Origin of the sequence: Pseudomonas sp. TWP3-2 (genome assembly GCF_049897765.1) — a bacterium.
Lineage (GTDB): Bacteria > Pseudomonadota > Gammaproteobacteria > Pseudomonadales > Pseudomonadaceae > Aquipseudomonas.
Genome location: NZ_JAFCWW010000004.1, coordinates 59,990 through 75,831, shown reverse-complemented (window position 1 = coordinate 75,831; position 15,842 = coordinate 59,990). Strand labels below are relative to the sequence as shown.

Annotated in this window: 13 protein-coding genes; 7 read left to right on the top strand and 6 right to left on the bottom strand. The window is 59.5% G+C overall.

What is annotated here, in order from left to right; translation table 11 throughout:
- The first annotated feature begins 50 nt into the window (after positions 1–50).
- Positions 51–596, top strand: coding sequence for a GNAT family N-acetyltransferase (locus tag ACP7EE_RS07955; RefSeq protein ID WP_426234130.1), 546 nt, complete (start codon positions 51–53; stop codon positions 594–596).
- 134 nt (positions 597–730) lie between these two features.
- Here ACP7EE_RS07955 and ACP7EE_RS07950 read toward each other — a convergent pair whose 3' ends face one another.
- Positions 731–1,654: a carbon-nitrogen hydrolase family protein gene (locus ACP7EE_RS07950; protein WP_426200912.1), complete on the bottom strand. Its 924-nt coding sequence runs from the start codon at positions 1,652–1,654 to the stop codon at positions 731–733.
- A gap of 83 nt (positions 1,655–1,737) precedes the next feature.
- Between ACP7EE_RS07950 and ACP7EE_RS07945 the strand changes: the two genes are divergently transcribed.
- On the top strand, positions 1,738–2,652 hold the full coding sequence (locus tag ACP7EE_RS07945) for a LysR family transcriptional regulator (RefSeq protein WP_426234129.1): 915 nt from the start codon (positions 1,738–1,740) through the stop codon (positions 2,650–2,652).
- A gap of 7 nt (positions 2,653–2,659) precedes the next feature.
- Here ACP7EE_RS07945 and ACP7EE_RS07940 read toward each other — a convergent pair whose 3' ends face one another.
- Positions 2,660–2,914, bottom strand: coding sequence for a hypothetical protein (locus ACP7EE_RS07940; RefSeq protein ID WP_426200916.1), 255 nt, complete (start codon positions 2,912–2,914; stop codon positions 2,660–2,662).
- A 153-nt stretch (positions 2,915–3,067) separates the two neighbouring features.
- Here ACP7EE_RS07940 and ACP7EE_RS07935 point away from each other — a divergent pair, with 153 nt between their 5' ends.
- Entirely contained in the window at positions 3,068–3,385 is a 318-nt protein-coding gene (locus tag ACP7EE_RS07935; protein WP_420649867.1) for a DUF883 family protein, read from the top strand.
- A gap of 59 nt (positions 3,386–3,444) precedes the next feature.
- Here ACP7EE_RS07935 and ACP7EE_RS07930 read toward each other — a convergent pair whose 3' ends face one another.
- The gene (locus ACP7EE_RS07930) at positions 3,445–4,476 is read right to left on the bottom strand and encodes an Ldh family oxidoreductase (RefSeq protein WP_426234128.1); all 1,032 of its coding nucleotides are present in this window, start codon (positions 4,474–4,476) and stop codon (positions 3,445–3,447) included.
- A gap of 187 nt (positions 4,477–4,663) precedes the next feature.
- On the opposite strand from ACP7EE_RS07930, the gene ACP7EE_RS07925 reads away from it, so the two are divergent.
- Complete coding sequence (locus ACP7EE_RS07925; protein WP_426234127.1) at positions 4,664–9,448, top strand: dermonecrotic toxin domain-containing protein; 4,785 nt, start codon at positions 4,664–4,666, stop codon at positions 9,446–9,448.
- A gap of 59 nt (positions 9,449–9,507) precedes the next feature.
- Here ACP7EE_RS07925 and ACP7EE_RS07920 read toward each other — a convergent pair whose 3' ends face one another.
- Complete coding sequence (locus ACP7EE_RS07920) at positions 9,508–9,777, bottom strand: PepSY domain-containing protein (RefSeq protein ID WP_426234126.1); 270 nt, start codon at positions 9,775–9,777, stop codon at positions 9,508–9,510.
- Between the two features lie 153 nt (positions 9,778–9,930).
- Between ACP7EE_RS07920 and ACP7EE_RS07915 the strand changes: the two genes are divergently transcribed.
- Entirely contained in the window at positions 9,931–10,932 is a 1,002-nt protein-coding gene (locus ACP7EE_RS07915; RefSeq protein ID WP_426234125.1) for a FecR family protein, read from the top strand.
- Between the two features lie 50 nt (positions 10,933–10,982).
- On the opposite strand, the gene ACP7EE_RS07910 is transcribed toward ACP7EE_RS07915, so the two are convergent.
- Positions 10,983–13,286 (bottom strand): acylase, encoded by a 2,304-nt coding sequence (locus ACP7EE_RS07910; protein WP_426234320.1) that lies wholly within the window; start codon positions 13,284–13,286, stop codon positions 10,983–10,985.
- A gap of 336 nt (positions 13,287–13,622) precedes the next feature.
- On the opposite strand from ACP7EE_RS07910, the gene ACP7EE_RS07905 reads away from it, so the two are divergent.
- Complete coding sequence (locus tag ACP7EE_RS07905; protein ID WP_420649873.1) at positions 13,623–14,000, top strand: fe2+ zn2+ uptake regulation protein; 378 nt, start codon at positions 13,623–13,625, stop codon at positions 13,998–14,000.
- Between the two features lie 18 nt (positions 14,001–14,018).
- Here the strand turns inward: ACP7EE_RS07905 and ACP7EE_RS07900 are convergent, their stop codons facing one another.
- Positions 14,019–14,207: a hypothetical protein gene (locus ACP7EE_RS07900; protein ID WP_420649874.1), complete on the bottom strand. Its 189-nt coding sequence runs from the start codon at positions 14,205–14,207 to the stop codon at positions 14,019–14,021.
- A gap of 375 nt (positions 14,208–14,582) precedes the next feature.
- Between ACP7EE_RS07900 and ACP7EE_RS07895 the strand changes: the two genes are divergently transcribed.
- Positions 14,583–15,830 carry an MFS transporter gene (locus ACP7EE_RS07895; protein WP_426234124.1) on the top strand — a complete coding sequence of 416 codons (1,248 nt, stop codon included), beginning with the start codon at positions 14,583–14,585 and terminating at the stop codon, positions 15,828–15,830.
- Positions 15,831–15,842: the final 12 nt, after the last annotated feature.

The following is a 15,842-nucleotide window of genomic DNA, read 5'->3' as shown; positions in this document are numbered from 1 at the left end:
TGCGTTAGCCTGCGTCGTTTAATACGCAAAGGAATGGAGGCCGCAGGCTTATGGACGAGACACCCACGTTGTACACCGAACGGCTGATTCTGCGTCCACTCGTGTTGGCGGATGCCGACGCTGTCCAGCAGCAATTTCCACACTGGGAAGTGGTGCGTTATCTGAACGCCTTCGTGCCTTGGCCGTATCCGGAAAACGGCGCCCTCACCTACCTGCGCGATATCGCGCTGCCGGCAATTGCTGCCGGCACGGAGTGGCACTGGTCGATTCGCCTGAAATCCGCCCCCGGGCAAATGATCGGCAATGTCAGCCTGATGGACGCGCCGGATAACAACCGTGGGTTCTGGCTGGCGCCTGCGTGGCAAGGTCAGGGTTTGATGACCGAAGCCGCTGCGGCGGTGACGCGCTACTGGTTCGAAACGCTCGAACGGCCGCTAATGCGCGTGCCCAAAGCTGCGCCAAACATCGGCTCGCGCAAACTGTCCGAGCGTGCCGGCATGCGCATGGTTCGCAGTGATGACGGCGACTTCGTCAGCGGGCGATTGCCGAATGAAATCTGGGAAATCACTCGGGATGAATGGTTGCAACGGCAGTGACTGTTTCCCGAATGTGATCACCGCCCCCTGTAGGAGCTGCCGAAGGCTGCGATCTTTTGATTTTGCTTGTAAAAAAAAGATCAAAAGATCGCAGCCTCGTTGCACTCGACAGCTCCTACACAGTTTTCCCAGAGTTAAATGTTGAAACGCACGCCCGGTTTCGCGCGCTCGTCGACGCTGAGTTCGAACACGTCCGGCCGCGCATAGTGGCCGACCACGTCGTAGTCGTAGCGGGCGCGGATCAGTTCGTCGGTGTCGATTTCAGCAGTCAGTAACCCGGCCTCACCGCGTAATGGCCCTGCGAGAATGTCGCCCATCGGCCCGACGATCACGCTGCCGCCGGCAATCAGCGGGCGATCCTGTGGCCAGTTGGCAATCTGCACCCCCAATTCCTCAGGCGAAGCCTGCACCTGACAGGCGCTGACCACAAAGCAGCGTCCTTCATGGGCAATGTGGCGCATGCTCACCTGCCACATTTCGCGCTCATCAACCGTAGGCGCACACCAGACCTCGATGCCCTTGGCGTACATCGCCGTGCGCAGCAGCGGCATCATGTTTTCCCAGCAGATCACTGCGCCGAGCTTACCGACCTGAGAGTCGAACACCGGCAGCGTCGAGCCGTCGCCCTTGCCCCAGATCAGCCGCTCGGTGCCGGTTGGCATCAATTTGCGGTGCTTGCCAATCAATCCATGTTGCGCATCGAAATATAGCGCGGTGCAATGCAAGGTGCTGCCGGCGCGTTCGATCACGCCGATCACCAGATTGGCGCCAGTCCGTGCGGACAGTCCGGCCAGCGCTTCGGTTTCGGCGCCGGGCACATCGATGGCGTTGGCGAAGTAGCGCGCATAAGCCTCGCGTCCTTCAGGCAAGCGGTAGCCGAGTTGCGTGCCGAATGTCTCACCTTTCGGGTAACCGCCGAGCAACGCTTCTGGCATCACTACCAACGCCGCCCCGGATTCGCTGATCGCCGCCTCCCAACTGAGAATCTGTTCCAGGGTTTCCCCCTTGCCACCGGGCAAGGCGCCGATTTGCAGGGCTGCAACGATAGATTTGGGCATTACTCTTACTCCGTAAGCTTCAGGGTTGCCCATTCTCCGGCCGCACGCGATCATCGAGAAAGCCCGATTCACTGCTGAATGATATGAACCAAATGAATATCGCCAATATCGATCTCAACCTGCTGAAAGTCTTTGAAGCCCTGCACGAAGAATCCAGCGCCAGTCGCGCCGCGCTCAGGCTCGGTGTTACGCAATCGGCCGTCAGCGCGGCGTTGCGCCGCTTGCGCGAGGTGTATGGCGATCAATTGTTTGTGCGCACCGGGCGCGGCCTGGCGCCGACGCTCAAGGCCAATCAGTTGAAACCGGTGGTCAGCGAGGCGCTGAACAAATGTCGGCAGAGCCTGGCGATGGTTGATCCAGCGGCCGATCATTTCGAGGGGCGCTCGGTCAGCGTGGGATTGTCGGATGATTTCGAGATTGCCTACGGGCGGCACCTGATTGAGGAAATCGCAGTTCGCGCACCGAAGCTGCGACTGATCTTTCGTCAGACTCACAGTCAGATCGTCGCCGAGGCTTTGATGGAGCGCAGCATCGATCTGGCGATCACCGCCGGCGGGTTCGCTGAACGCCTGCTCAGTCGTCAGGTGCTGGGTGAAGGGGGTTACGCGTGTCTGATGGATCCGGCGAGCCTTGCGCCTGGCCAGCAGCAGATCAGTCTGCAAGAGTTCGTGGCTCGCGAGCACATTCTGGTGTCGTCCGGCGGCTTCATTGGCATCACCGACGAAGGCCTGGCGACGCTGGGTCTGAGCCGCCGGGTGTGCGCCTCGACCACGCACTTCGCGGCGTTGCCGCATCTGCTCAAGGGCAGCGCGGCCGTCGCCACCATCCCGGCACACGCGGCACAGGCCATTGCGTCGATGAGCGGGCTGGCCTTACTGCCCTGCCCGCTGGCCCTGCCGCGTTACCCGATCGAACTGGGTTGGCGCACCAGCACGCAGATCGACCCGGTGCTACTGAAAGTACGCGAGGCGATTGCCGCCTGTTTCGTCAGAGACTGACAGCGCGTTACTTGCTCGCAGCCATCAGGCGATTGACTTCACTGCGCACCATGTTGGCGAATTCCGGCGGCGACATGCCGTCCAGTTCGGCCCGCACCCACTCCGACCACTTGCCCTTGCGCTTGGCGCGCTCACCGAACAAGCGAGCAGCTTCGCCTTTGGCTTTGCCCAGATTGTTCTGCCAGAGTTCGAACAGACGGGATTTCTCGTCTTCCAGCGCGGCGCGCTCGGCGAGGGATTTGTCGGCCAGATTGAAACTCATGGGGAAATACCTGCTGCGTAAAATGGCGACATCTTACACGCTGAACGGAAATCTCCCGCGCTGGTTTTTCTTTCAGGCACAAAATCGCTGCAACTTTTTGCACCGCCAAACACTCCATTGTTCACTGTCCATTCAACTGCAAGGAGTCACCCAATGGCCCGGAAAACCGCCACGCAAGCCGCTCAAGACCAAATCAAGGATCAGGCCTTCAGCGAACTTCAGGCTCTGATCGAAGAGTCGGAAAAACTGCTCAAGAGCAGCGCCTCACTGGTTGGCGAAGAAGCGGAGTCGCTGCGTGGGCAAGTTGCCCTGAAATTGCAGCAGGCGCTGGATTCGGTGTCCAGCGTGCGCGAACGCACCAAACCGGTGGTGGAAGCCACAGAAAGCTATATCGGCGGGCATCCATGGCAAACCGTGGCGATCTCGGCCGGTTTTGGTCTGGTGGTCGGTTTGTTGCTTGGCCGTCGCTGAGTAACGCACGAATAAAAAAGGCGAGCCGGTTGGCTCGCCTTTTTCATATCCGCGATCCCTTATATCCCGGCCAGTCCACGCAGTTGCGCCAATGTCTGCGCATCCAGCACGATTCCTTCGGCCAACGATTTCGCCCGCTGCAAATGCCGCCGATCACCCGGCAAGCGCTTGAGCCCTACCCCATGCATCTGCCTGACCAGTTCCTGACTGCGTTCGGCAAAACTTTGTCCGGCGGTTTTGTCCGGATCGATGACGATCAGCAATTGTCCGGTCCACGGCGTCTTGGCGCCTGGATGCTGCGACCAGTCAAATTCGAACGAGAAATTGCCACCGGTCAGTGCCGCTGCCAACAACTCGACCATCATCGATAACGCCGAGCCCTTGTGCCCGCCAAACGGCAGCAGCGCGCCGCCCTCGAGAATGGCTTTCGGATCGCAGGTCGGCTGGCCGAGACTGTCGACGCCCATGCCGGCCGGCAGCTTCTCGCCTTTGCGCGCAGCGATCTGCACGTCACCGTGGGCGATGGCGCTGGTGGCCAGATCGAAGACAATCGGTGCGCCAACGGCACGCGGTGCAGCAAAGGCAATCGGGTTGGTGCCGAACAGCGGCCGGTCGGCGCCATGCGGCACCACGCAGGTCATGCTGTTGACCACGCTCAGCGCCACCAGCCCTTCATCGGCGAACGGCTCGATGTCCGGCCACAGCGCGGCAAAGTGGTGGGAGTTGCGGATCGCCAGCACCGCGATCCCGGCACTGCGCGCCTTCTCCACCAGCAACCCACGCGCCGCCGCCAATGCCGGCTGGGCAAAACCGTTATCGGCGTCGACGCTGACAAATCCCGAGGCAACGTCCTCGACCTTGGGCACTGCCTGGCCATTGACCCAGCCGCTGTCGAGGGTCGAGACATAACCGGGAATCCGGAACACCCCGTGGCTGTGGGCACCGTCGCGCTCAGCATTGGCGCAGTTCGCGGCCAAAGTACGCGCGACTTCGGCAGAGGTGCCGTGCCGGGTGAAGATTTTTTCGAGCAATCGGGTCAGCTCGTCGAGGGAAAGCGTCGACGAATTCGCATGATCGTGTGGCGCAGACATCTGAAGCTCCAGAATAATTATTGGAGGGAACAACAGCGAACGAGCAAGCCGCGAGGGGATTAATCACGTGCGGCCCGTGGCCTGTCAACCCCGCAATATCTATCTACCACCTGCGCGGTCATCGCCGGTTCTAGCCTTGAGCCTCGACCCACGGTGCGTGCGAACGTGCCCCCTGCGAGACTCGACCATGTCAGCACCGAGCAAACCGTTGTTATTCCCCGAAGCCTTCAACTCCCCCGGCCTGTGGCGCGAACTGGGGCTAACCCACGACCTGTCGGAACAGGATTTCAAGTGGCTGGCTCACGCCAAACTCAGCTCCGCCACCCTGCGCAGCGAACAGACTCCGGCGATGCACGCCGAGCGCATCATGCTCAACTTCGGCGACCAGATTCCCCTGCCCCTGCCTGGCGCGTTTGTCCTCGGCGAAACACCAGGCGACAAAGGCCTGATCCTCTACACACCGTACGACGGCATCAAGAAATACGCCGACCGTGCGAGCCTCAAACTGCAGCTCGAACAACGCCTGAACGACGCCGACGATCAGGACAATCTGCTCGCGTTTCTGGCCATGGCCCAGCGCAAACGCCTGCTGGACGCAGACAGCCTTTCACTGACGTTCAGTACCATAGAGGGTGATGTATTCGAAGATCAGACCTCGGCCATCCGCCAAGGCCAACTGCTGAATGCACAAGCGATGCGCGAGGAACTCAAGCAACTGCCTGCCCTCACTGCGCTGTTGGACAGCGTATTGGATGAACTGCTTAAAGCGCACTTCGGGGCCTTGCAGCAGAGCCGAACGCGCGTCAGTTTTTACACGGTCGGCGACGCCGCCGGGGCGACGGACAAACATTGGCTCGAATCAATGAGCCTGAGCGACGCGGTGTTGCTGCATTATCGCCACCAACGCTGGCCGGGCGCCGCGCTGCGCGAGTTCGCCAATCCCGCCCGGCAAGCGGCGGAAAAAGATCAGGAGCAATGGGAGGACGCCGTCAAAAGTGCGTCAAGCAAATTGCCGGCACTGTTGTTTCGGCAGTTGGAGCGTTACTGGGACGCCCCGTCTGCCGACGGTTCGCCGCGACGGGATTTCTTCGCCCAGGTGCTGCAGGATCAGGCCTGCGCCGAATGGATGGGCAAACGCGAGACCGGCATTCTTGAGCCGGCGCAGTTCGATGCGCTGCATCAACTGATCAGACCGATGGCCGATGGCCCGCATCGGCCCCTGACGGAAACCGTGCGGCTGTGGGAGCACCCGGCCAACTACGTCGAACTCGCCGGTTCATTGTTGATCAGCGGCGCCAATGCCTATCTGTACACGCCGGCGCAGGGCCTGCAACTGCTCAACGATTACCAGGATCTGAAACAGACGCTGCAGAGCAAGTTCATGGCCAAGGGGCACGAAGAGGAGCTATATGGCCTGCTCGGTCTGGAGGAGCGTAAGCGTTTTATCGGTTTCCACGAGCCGCAGGTATCCGGCGAGCGCATGGCCGGCGCAACCTTCAAAATGCTTTTTGAATTGATCATCACCAAGCAACGCCAGAACATCGACTACGCCTTGCAGGTATTTCGCCACAGCGATGGCCACGTCAACCTGCAGGCGCTGTTCGACAAGAGTCTGGACATTCGCTCGATGATTCATCAGCGCTTGCTCGGACTCGACAGCGCAGGACGCTGGAGCACCCATCCGGTGTTGTCCGGCAATCAGCAGCCGTCGTTGGTGCTGGCGGACAAGGCCCTCGCCGCGATCAAGACCTTCGCCAGCCTTGAAGGCCCGCTGGAGGAAATGCTCAAGACGCAACCCATGGCGACCATGGATGTCCAGCGGCCATTTCTCGAACAGATGCGCGCGGATCTGGCGCATGCCTGGTCTGTCGGGGTAAACGCTGAAGCCCGGCTTCGCGCGCTGAGCGGCACTCTTGCGGCCTCAGTGCAGGCGATCGTCAACACGGTCATCAATGCCGATCAGCCGAGCCGCGCATTGCGCCCGGCGCTGGATGGCTTTCGCCCGGATGCCTATGCGCTCACGCTCAAATCCGTCGGCCAACAGAGCTTGCTGCCACTCGCTCATTGCCTGCTGATGACCGAGCGCGGCGGCCTCGACGTGCAACACTCCGGGCGCGCGGTGCTATGGACGCCCGCGCTGGGTCTGGAGGTGTTTGCCACCGTGGCGGTCGCCCAGCGCATGCTTGACCGGCGCTTGCTGCACAGCGTGCAACGTTTGTCACTGCTGGAAAACCTTATGCCCGCGCAGCATCTGCCCCATCAGCGCTACACCTTGGGCGAATTTCAATTCATCGAACACAACGTACTGCACAACCGCATGCAATCGACCATCGAGCACTTTCTCGGTCGCTGCGAACAATTGCGCAAGCGCGTCACCGATACAGTCAAGCGCAACGCAGCCCTGGCCTTACTGCGCGACGTGCCGTTGCACACTAACCTCAAGCGCTCCACCGAACATGCCCGGGCCATCGCCACGCAGCAGACTTATCCCGCATGGCTGGGCATGGCGCCAGTCGCCGAGCAAAAGCTGCACGTCGAGCTTCTTGAGCAGTGGCAACAAAGTGTCGTCGACGCCAAGGATTACCTGAGCGGCGTTCCGTCGCTGGTCGGGCATGTCGAACAAGCGTTGCAAACGCTGCTCGACAACCGCTTCCCCGGCAGTCAACTGAACCCGCACCACATCGAAATCACCCCCAACCTGGCATTGGCCGGGCCGGCCCGCACGCTGGTGGAGTTCGCGCTCAATCACATTAACATCGCCCAAGGGACGGGGTTCAAAGTGGCCTCCAAAACCACCGACGCCTTGCCGGCCGGGCTGGATCAGAGTGCGGTTACGCAGCTGCTGTTGTCGCTGGCAATACCCGCAACCTTTGGCAAAAAAGTCACCGATGCGTTGTCGGTCGGCACTGTCGACGGCCTTGCGCGCAAACAGCGCTTCTTCCGTCAGTTGCCGTGGCAACTGCTGCAACATGCGCATGCCCTGAAACTGCAGCAACATTTGTCTGATACCGCGTTCAGTTTCATCCGTCAGGTACTCGACATGCCCGACGCCATCGCCCGTGCCGCCGTGGCGGGTGCCCACGCGATTGCCTGTCCGCTGGCGCTGGTGAAAACCGTCGGTGCGCAGGCGGTCAGCGCACTGGGTTTGTATGTGTTTGCTCCCGGTGCCGGGCACAAGGGTCCATTGATACTTTATGCGCCCTATACCGAGCAGGCTTTCCATGAATTCGCCGATGAACAGACATTGATCAGCGCGCTCAACACCAGCGGATTTCTGCAAAACCTGCTGCTGCGGCGCTTGCCCGAAGCGCAGCAAGCAGTGTTTCGCAACTTGCTCACCGCCACACTCGGTCAGACCAGCGAGATCAAACTGGCCAATGTTGCGATCGGTGGCAATCTGCTCGAGCAGCTGTATCAGGACAATCTCGGGTTGTTGACGCAGATGCTCGGGGCGCAGAAGCACAGCGACGGGCAATTTGACTGGGAGACCGCCAAAGTCCTGTTCAGCGATGAAATCAGACAATCCTCGGAGATGCTCCAGGGCAAACTCGCGTATTTCCGTTTTCTCTGGCAGGCCTACGACGAATTCAAAGACTCCGCCGAGGCGCTGCAGAACCATCACTGGAAACGCGCACTGAAGTCGTTCATCGAAGGCGCGGCGCAAATGGTGCTGGTGGGCCTGCTGCCGGAATTGTCTGCCGATTCCGGGCTGGCTGAAGCAACCGTTGACGAGACCCAGACACCCCTTGCCCCGAACCTGGCGCAGATTGAATCAACCGCGCCGCAACGCACTGCGCTGCAATCTTTCGAAGTCACCGACGTCGCACTCAAGGATCTGAAGCACAGTGCCACCGATGCGGTTTACCGCCAGACCTCGAACAACCGCAATTACGCGGAGGTTGATGGCAAGGTCTATGGGGTGGTCAGCAGTAGCGAGGGCTGGCAACTGGCGCACGATGACAAACGCGGCCCGATGCTGGTCAAGAGCGGCTCGCGCATGGTGCAGGTCACGGCGGGGCAAACCGTGCATTACGGCAAAGCCATCTCGAAAATGGTCAACCGCAGCACCTACTCAACCGTGCGCCGGACCATGTTGAATATCGAAGCCGAGGGAATGGAAGAAATCAACCAACGCTTTCCGGAAAAGGCCAGAGTGCTGGGGCATGCGGTCGATCTCGCGCGGTACTATGCGTTCAACTGCCTGCACAACCTGGCCATCCTCGACATCGCTGTCTCTGAAGGGCGAGTCAACCGTTTTCTCATGGATCTGTTTGACGTGCCGCAAATCACCGCACCGATTCTGGTCAAGATCAAAAACACCATCGAGCCGCTTTGCAACGCGTTGGTGGACCCCAATGATGAACTGCTCAACACCAAGCGCTTTATCGTCGGCTCGACCCGATATATGCATGACGTGATTGCCTTCGTGCTGGATGGCGACCAACAGAAAAAAGTGCATTTCACCCAACATTTTTTTGACCAGCAATTGCATGACTACGCAAATGTCACTGCGCGCTGGTTCGATATAGACGGCCATGCACAAGCTGCAACCTTGATCCACGAGTTTGCCCATCAGTTCAGCAAAGCCTGGGACATTGCCACGGTCAGGGCACGCGAGCCCTTTGCTGACCTCATTTCGAGCGCAACCCGCAACGGCTCGAATATGAAGATCGATTTGCAGGACGCGCAGAAAATGGCCTTGTCTCTGGCAACGCCGCGTGCACAGTTGTTTGCGCAGTGGAACACCAAGGTCAAGGACTGGATCAGCTTCGAAAGCGTTCCGGATGTAAAACACATGAGCAGCGACATACTGAAACTGACCAACAGCAAGACCATGAACGAGGCGCGCAATGCCTTCCTCGATCGACAGTCACCGGACGTGCGCATCGACGTCATCTTGCGCAATGCCGATTCCATCGCGCGGTTGATCTGCGAAGTCGGCCGGCAACTGGATACAGTGCCGACACCTTGATACAGGCAAAAAAAATGCGCAGGTGCAATACCTGCGCATTTTGCTGGTGATGCGCTGAATCAGTCTTTCTGATCGCGCAGTACATTGCCGGAGGCGCCGTCGATGCGGAACTCGTAGACCACGCCGTCAGCTTTGCGCCCCTCGCCTTTCCAATAGCCGTTGTTGTCGGCTTCAATCTCGTAGACCTCAACATAACCGGCCTTGGTCTTGACGATTTCGATGGCTTTTTCGATGGTGATCCAGCCGGCGCCCGGGCGGTCGGCCAGCGCGACACCGGCACTCAACAGACTGGCAGTAGCAACCACGGCAGCCAAAGTTCTTTTGATCATTTTTTCACTCCATTTGTGGATAGTGGTAACAGGACGTCCTGGTTTTTGGGCGCCTGAGTGAAAAATAAGTTCCACTTTGATGGGTAATTGCCATGAGTGATGTTCTCGGCAGACTCCGCTGAAGGGTAGAATGCGCGAAATCAGGATGAGTCAATGACCCAAGACACCCTCTCGGAAGCCGAATACGATGCCATTACCGATGCCGCCGCGCATTGGTGTATGCGTATGCATGCCGTCGATTGCAGTGCTCAAGAGCGCCACGCCTTCGAACAGTGGTTTGCTGCGCATCCGCTGCACGCATTCGAGTACGAAGCCATGCTGGAAATCTGGCAAGTCGCCGAGCACTTGCCGCGCCCGGAGTCTGCGCTGGTCGCGCCAATCGGCAAACCGCTGAAATCCTGGCGCCATTACGCGTTGGCAGCTTCGGTCTGTGCGCTGGCATTGCCGCTCGGCGCATTCGCGGGATGGAATCTTGGCTGGCTGCCCAACAGCTTCGAGCATTTCGCCGCCACTGATAATGTCCGTCACGTAACGCTCGGCGACGGCAGCCAGGTCGAGCTTAACCTTAATACCGAGCTGACCTTCAGCAACTACAAGGATGAGCGCCGGGTCACCCTGAAAAAGGGTGAAGCGTTCTTCGAAGTCAGCCACGACATGAGCCATCCGTTCATCGTCAAGGCCGGCGAAGGCCGGATTCGGGTCACCGGCACACGTTTCAACGTCTGGCTGTACGAAGATCAGGTCAAGGTCAACCTGGTCGAAGGTTCGGTGCTGGTGGCCAGCAATTCGCAGTTGTCCGGCGATGGTCTGCGCCTCGGGCCATCGATGCAGGCTCGCTACAAGCCTGGCGACTACATGCCGCAAATCAGCCAGACCTACGCCAATGACAGCTCATTGGCCTGGCGTAACGGCAAGCTGGTACTGGATAACCTGGCGCTGAGCGAGGCGCTGCCGCTGATCAACCGCTATCTGGACAAGCCGCTGATGCTTGGCGAAAGCAGCGTGGGCAATATCCGCGTGGGTGGGATCTACAACGTCAAGGAACTCAACAGCCTGGTGAGCTCTTTGCCACGCGTGTTGCCGGTCTATCTGACGCGCAACAAGGAAGGCAACCCGGTGATCAATTCAATGCCGCAACAACCGCCAAAAAGCTGAAGGCCGCGTCCCGAGAGGGAGGCGGCCTTCTTGCGCAGCTGGTCTAACCGTTACTGACTGACCACCTTCCCCGCTACGTCTGACGCTTCGCGCACGGACTGCACCTGATACTGCGGATCAGCCTTGATCTGCTGTTCAGTGAAGGGCAGTACGCTCCACTGCTTGTTCGAGAACGCTTCGGTCTGATCGCGCGAGTATTTTGATGCCGGATCGCTCGACAGCGAAAACGCCAACAGGCCCTGAGCGTGCGGCCCATCCTTGTCGAACGTCACCACTTGCAGATAACTGGTGCCACTGACCACTTCGAGTTTGCCATCTTCGCGCGGCACGCTCTGGATCGCGTTGTAGATCCCCAGCGTACCCGGACCGCCATGAATCGGCGTTTGCTGGCCGCCGCTGCTGACCACTTGCACATCCCCCCAACGGGTCGTAGGTTTCAAGCCCGTTTTTTCGCTCGAAGCGACTGACGCCAGCATCGCTTCGCGCACGGCTTTGGCCACTTCAGGTTTTTCGACCGCCAGCCCGCGCGGGGTGTGTTGCGCATCCTTCGGATCAAACGCCACGCGCCAGACATCAGGGGATTGCTGCAACGTCTGCATGATGCTGTGGAAGTGCATCAGCCCGATTCCCGAATCCAGGTTGGCCCGACCGTCCCAATTCTTGAGGCTCACACACACCGGTTTTACCGCAGGCGCATCCGCGCCCAGATCACCGGCGCAGAACTTGAGCAGATCCGGCACCACCTGAGTCGCGAGGTACACCTGATCGTCCATGACCATGTGTTGCAGGTCTTTAACCGACACAGCGCCGTGTTTGCTCAAGACACCCAGTCGATCCAGTGCAAAACGTGAACGCAAGCCCAGCGGCTGGCCTTCCTGGCTGATCAGCGGCGAAAATCCGGTCAACGGCTGCGCCGGGTTGGCCAGCCAGGCCGAGTCGTTGGAGTGCTGCACGAAATCTTTACGCAGCAGCTGCGGCAACTGGCTGGAGGCGTAGATGCCTTTCTGCGCCGCTTGCGGATCGATGTCCCAGGCACAGGCGCTATTGGAGCCGTCGAGCACGATCATCTCCAGGCCAATACGCGGATCGCTGCACTTGGCCAGTTTGTCGGCGCTGACGTTCGGCACCACCGACAGGTTCATGTACAACGTCTGGCCCTGATCATCCACTGCCAGGGTGTTGACCCACGGAATGCCCTGAATCTTGTGTACCGAATCCTGCAAATCCTTGAGATTGGCGGCGCGGTTCATCGAGTACCACTGTTTGAGCACGCGGTCGTTGTCGAGGTTGGCGTCGCGCAGGCTGTAGGCGTATTGCTTGTCCCAGTCGAGTTTGCCCGGCCACTGCACGATCGGGCCGAACTGTGAGCTGTAGATATCACGCGCCACCGGCACGAGCTGGCCGTCGGGCTGTTTGACCTGCACCGTCACGGTTTGCTTGGTCAACGGCAGGGATTTGCCGTCGAGCAGATAATGCGTTGGATCCTTCGGATCAAGTTGCAAACGATACAAGGTGAAATGCTTGGACGAGTCAACCGTATGCGTCCAGGCAACATGCTGGTTGAACCCGATGTTGATCATCGGCAACCCCGGCAACGCCGCACCCATCACATCGAGCTTGCCGGGAATGGTCAGGTGCATCTGATAGAAGCGCATGCCACCGACCCAGGGAAAGTGCGGGTTGGCCAGCAACATGCCGCGGCCGTTGAACGAGCGCTCGCTGCCCACAGCCACCGCGTTGCTGCCCCGGTCCAGTGCAAAGCGTTGCATGCGCGCATCAGCCAGTTCATAGGAACGAGTGTGGTTTTGAACCTGAGCGGTCGCCTGCGGTGGCGTTGCACCTGCCAGTGCTTCGGCGAACTGGCCGACACCGCCTTCGACCAGCAGCCGCCGGGTCAGCTTGACCAGATCTTCGGCGGCGATGTCGCGTACCCACTCGCCCTGACATTGCTGCGGCAGTCCCTGCTGACGGCGTTCGGCGAGATAGCGGTTGTAACCGGCGGCATAACCTTCCACCAGATCACGCACCTCGACAGGCTGCGCCTGCCAGAAGGCCTGCACCGCTTGCGGGGTGTTGAGCCAGGTGAAAAAAACGTCGCTGACACGGTTTTCGCGTTCTTCAACGGTCAACTGCTCTGGCCCGAAGTAGCGTGAACGTTCGCCGTTGACGGTGACGATCTCGTTGGCCAGCAGGCAAAGGTTGTCCTGCGCGTAGGCATAGCCGATGCCAAAGCCGAGGCCGCGTTCGTTTTCAGCGCGGATATGCGGGACGCCGAACGCTGTCCGGCGGATATCCGCGCCGGTCTCGGTGGACGGGCTGAACGCCTGTGCGGACAGACTCAGTCCTAGAAACATGCCGGCTACGGCCACGCCGGTTAACTGTCTGGTATTGATCACGCTCGCTCCTGATGAAGAATGCCGAAGGGCGTGTTGTGCTCAAGTACGAGGGCACGCCGGATCCGTTCTGAAAACACCCACGCGTCCACGCGCCATGAGCCTTCCCAAGAAACGAAGCCGGAAAAAAAAATTTAGCCCCCAGGCCCGGGGTTTTGCGCCGTGATTACGGAGAAACGACGAATCGGCGACAAATTTTCTACATGTTGCCGTTCATGATTTTGCGAGCTGATTCGTCTTATACCCAGAGAGCAACCAAAAAACTTTTCCTGAGCAGGCTCTGAAAGGAGTAATCGCATGTACACCCCACACCTACCAACGGACGGTAGCCAGGCGCCGCAAGGGGCTTCAATGGGTTCCAGCGCCAGCGTTTTCAAACATCGGGTCGAACGTCATGGTAATGAGCGCATTCGTGTGCTGCTCAAGAGTTTCGGCCTGCGCACCAGCCTGATCCGGCTGAAAGTCCTCGATGCCTTGCTGGTCGCCGCCGAGGACGAGCGTCGTCTGGGCGTGCGCGGGGTGCATACCCAGTTGCTCGAGCTGGACATTCCGCTGTCGTTTCTCAGCGTGCGCGAAGTACTCAAGCGCCTGTGCGCCGAAGGCGTGATCACCTTCAATGCCGACAAGAGCTACAGCCTGCACCCGCAGGCTGCCGCGGTACTCAACAGCGATTGATGCCTGCGACAGGCGCCGTCAAGGCTTGACCTTGCGGCGCATCACGCCATTGATTACTACCACGATTACCGCCACGCCGATGGCGACGTACTGAAACATCTGCTCAGTGATTTTGCCGGCGTTTTGCAGCCAGGACAGGCCGAGCATGATCGCCAGTACCGTCAGGGCAATCAGAATCGAATATTTCAAGCGTTGCGAGTTGGTCATTACAGGCTCCTGAAGCTTGGAAATGTATCCGGTTTGTATCGGCATGCACGCCATGCGCTTACCGTGTTACGGGGATGCGCCGCCGCAAACGGGTCTCATGTTACAGCCGACGAAGAGCTTTGGCTTCATGCGGGGTTAAATCCGGCAGCAACTGCAAAAAAATGTTTAGCACCTCAAGCTCTGCCTGCATGAATGTGGGCAGGGTTTGTGGCTCCATCATCCCCGGCCTGTAGTCCCATTCGCCCACCTGCGTGCGACTTATGTACATTGCAACACCAGGCAAACTGAAGACATTTTTTGTCGTACCTGCAGCGTAGGAAAATCCGCACCTGCGCCCCTACCCTTTGTGCTCCCAATCAAACGACATGGAAGCGTATGCAAAGGACACTGATCACTATCCCGCCGTTACAAACGCTCGGCTTTTGCCTGGCCATCACCTTGTTCGAGTTGCTGACTTATATGGCCAGCGACGTGATCATGCCTGCCATGCTCACGGTCACTGCAGAATTTGCGGCCGACCCCGCGCATATCCCCAACGCCTTCAACCTTTACCTGATCGGCGGCGTGTGCCTGCAATGGCTGATCGGTCCACTGTCCGATCATTTCGGCCGGCGTCCGCTGCTGTTGATCGGCTGCGCACTCTTCGCGGTGTCCTGTGCAGCCGCGATCGCTGCACCCGGCATCGCAGTGTTCAACACACTACGACTGGTGCAGGGCATGGGCATCGGATTCGTCGTGGCGGTCAGCTATCCGGCGCTTCAGGAAGTGTTCAGCGAGGCAGATGCCGTGCGCCTGATGGCCCTGCTCGGCAACGTCACCCTACTGTCGCCACTGCTCGGCCCTCTGCTCGGCACTCTGTTACTCCAATGGCTGAGCTGGCGTGGACTGTTTCTCGGCTTGGGCCTTGCCGCAGCGACAGTCTGGCTGTGCCTCTACGCCTGCATGCCGGAAACCATCGGCGTCATGCGCCGCGATGGCGGGCAGCAGGCACCGATGCGGTTTTCCGGGCAGGCGTTGCGTCGACGGTACCTGGCGCTGTTGCGCAACCGCCAATTCCTCGGCGCGTGCCTTGCCCTCGGTCTGATGAGTTTGCCGCTGATAGCCTGGATCGGACTTGCGCCGCTGTTGCTGGTGCAACTGCTGGGCTTGTCCACGCTGGAATATGGCCTGTGGCAAATCCCGATTTTCTCGGCAGTTATCTGCGGCAATCTGATCCTTGACCGTTTACTGGCTTCACGCGAACTGGCGCATTTGATTCGCCTGGCCTTGTGGCCGTTCTGCCTTGGCTTGTTGCTCTTGCTCGGCAGCGCACTGTTCGGCACATCCCTCGGACTGCTGATCAGCGGTCTTGCGGTGTATGCCGTGGGGCTGGGAATGAGCAACGCCGCACTGTACCGCCTGGCGTTGTTTTCCAGTGATGACAGCAAGGGTTTGGTCTCCGCCGCAGTCGGCATGATTTCGATTGCCGTGATGGGGCTTGGCGGTTCGCTGATTGCAGTCATTGGCGGCGCAACCGGCCTCGAATCCTTTGCGCTGTACGCCGCATTCAGCGGCCTGTCGAGCCTGCCGCTGCTTTACCGTTTTCTACAGAAAACTTCCCCGCCCATCGCATCTACCGAATAACAATAAGGACTC

Bases quoted from the DNA above. Each gene is read 5' to 3' on its own strand.
- ACP7EE_RS07955 (WP_426234130.1), top strand. From the start codon at position 51: ATGGACGAGACACCCACGTTGTACACCGAACGGCTGATTCTGCGTCCA.
- ACP7EE_RS07950 (WP_426200912.1), bottom strand. From the start codon at position 1,654: ATGCCCAAATCTATCGTTGCAGCCCTGCAAATCGGCGCCTTGCCCGGT.
- ACP7EE_RS07945 (WP_426234129.1), top strand. From the start codon at position 1,738: ATGAACCAAATGAATATCGCCAATATCGATCTCAACCTGCTGAAAGTC.
- ACP7EE_RS07940 (WP_426200916.1), bottom strand. From the start codon at position 2,914: ATGAGTTTCAATCTGGCCGACAAATCCCTCGCCGAGCGCGCCGCGCTG.
- ACP7EE_RS07935 (WP_420649867.1), top strand. From the start codon at position 3,068: ATGGCCCGGAAAACCGCCACGCAAGCCGCTCAAGACCAAATCAAGGAT.
- ACP7EE_RS07930 (WP_426234128.1), bottom strand. From the start codon at position 4,476: ATGTCTGCGCCACACGATCATGCGAATTCGTCGACGCTTTCCCTCGAC.
- ACP7EE_RS07925 (WP_426234127.1), top strand. From the start codon at position 4,664: ATGTCAGCACCGAGCAAACCGTTGTTATTCCCCGAAGCCTTCAACTCC.
- ACP7EE_RS07920 (WP_426234126.1), bottom strand. From the start codon at position 9,777: ATGATCAAAAGAACTTTGGCTGCCGTGGTTGCTACTGCCAGTCTGTTG.
- ACP7EE_RS07915 (WP_426234125.1), top strand. From the start codon at position 9,931: ATGACCCAAGACACCCTCTCGGAAGCCGAATACGATGCCATTACCGAT.
- ACP7EE_RS07910 (WP_426234320.1), bottom strand. From the start codon at position 13,286: ATGTTTCTAGGACTGAGTCTGTCCGCACAGGCGTTCAGCCCGTCCACC.
- ACP7EE_RS07905 (WP_420649873.1), top strand. From the start codon at position 13,623: ATGTACACCCCACACCTACCAACGGACGGTAGCCAGGCGCCGCAAGGG.
- ACP7EE_RS07900 (WP_420649874.1), bottom strand. From the start codon at position 14,207: ATGACCAACTCGCAACGCTTGAAATATTCGATTCTGATTGCCCTGACG.
- ACP7EE_RS07895 (WP_426234124.1), top strand. From the start codon at position 14,583: ATGCAAAGGACACTGATCACTATCCCGCCGTTACAAACGCTCGGCTTT.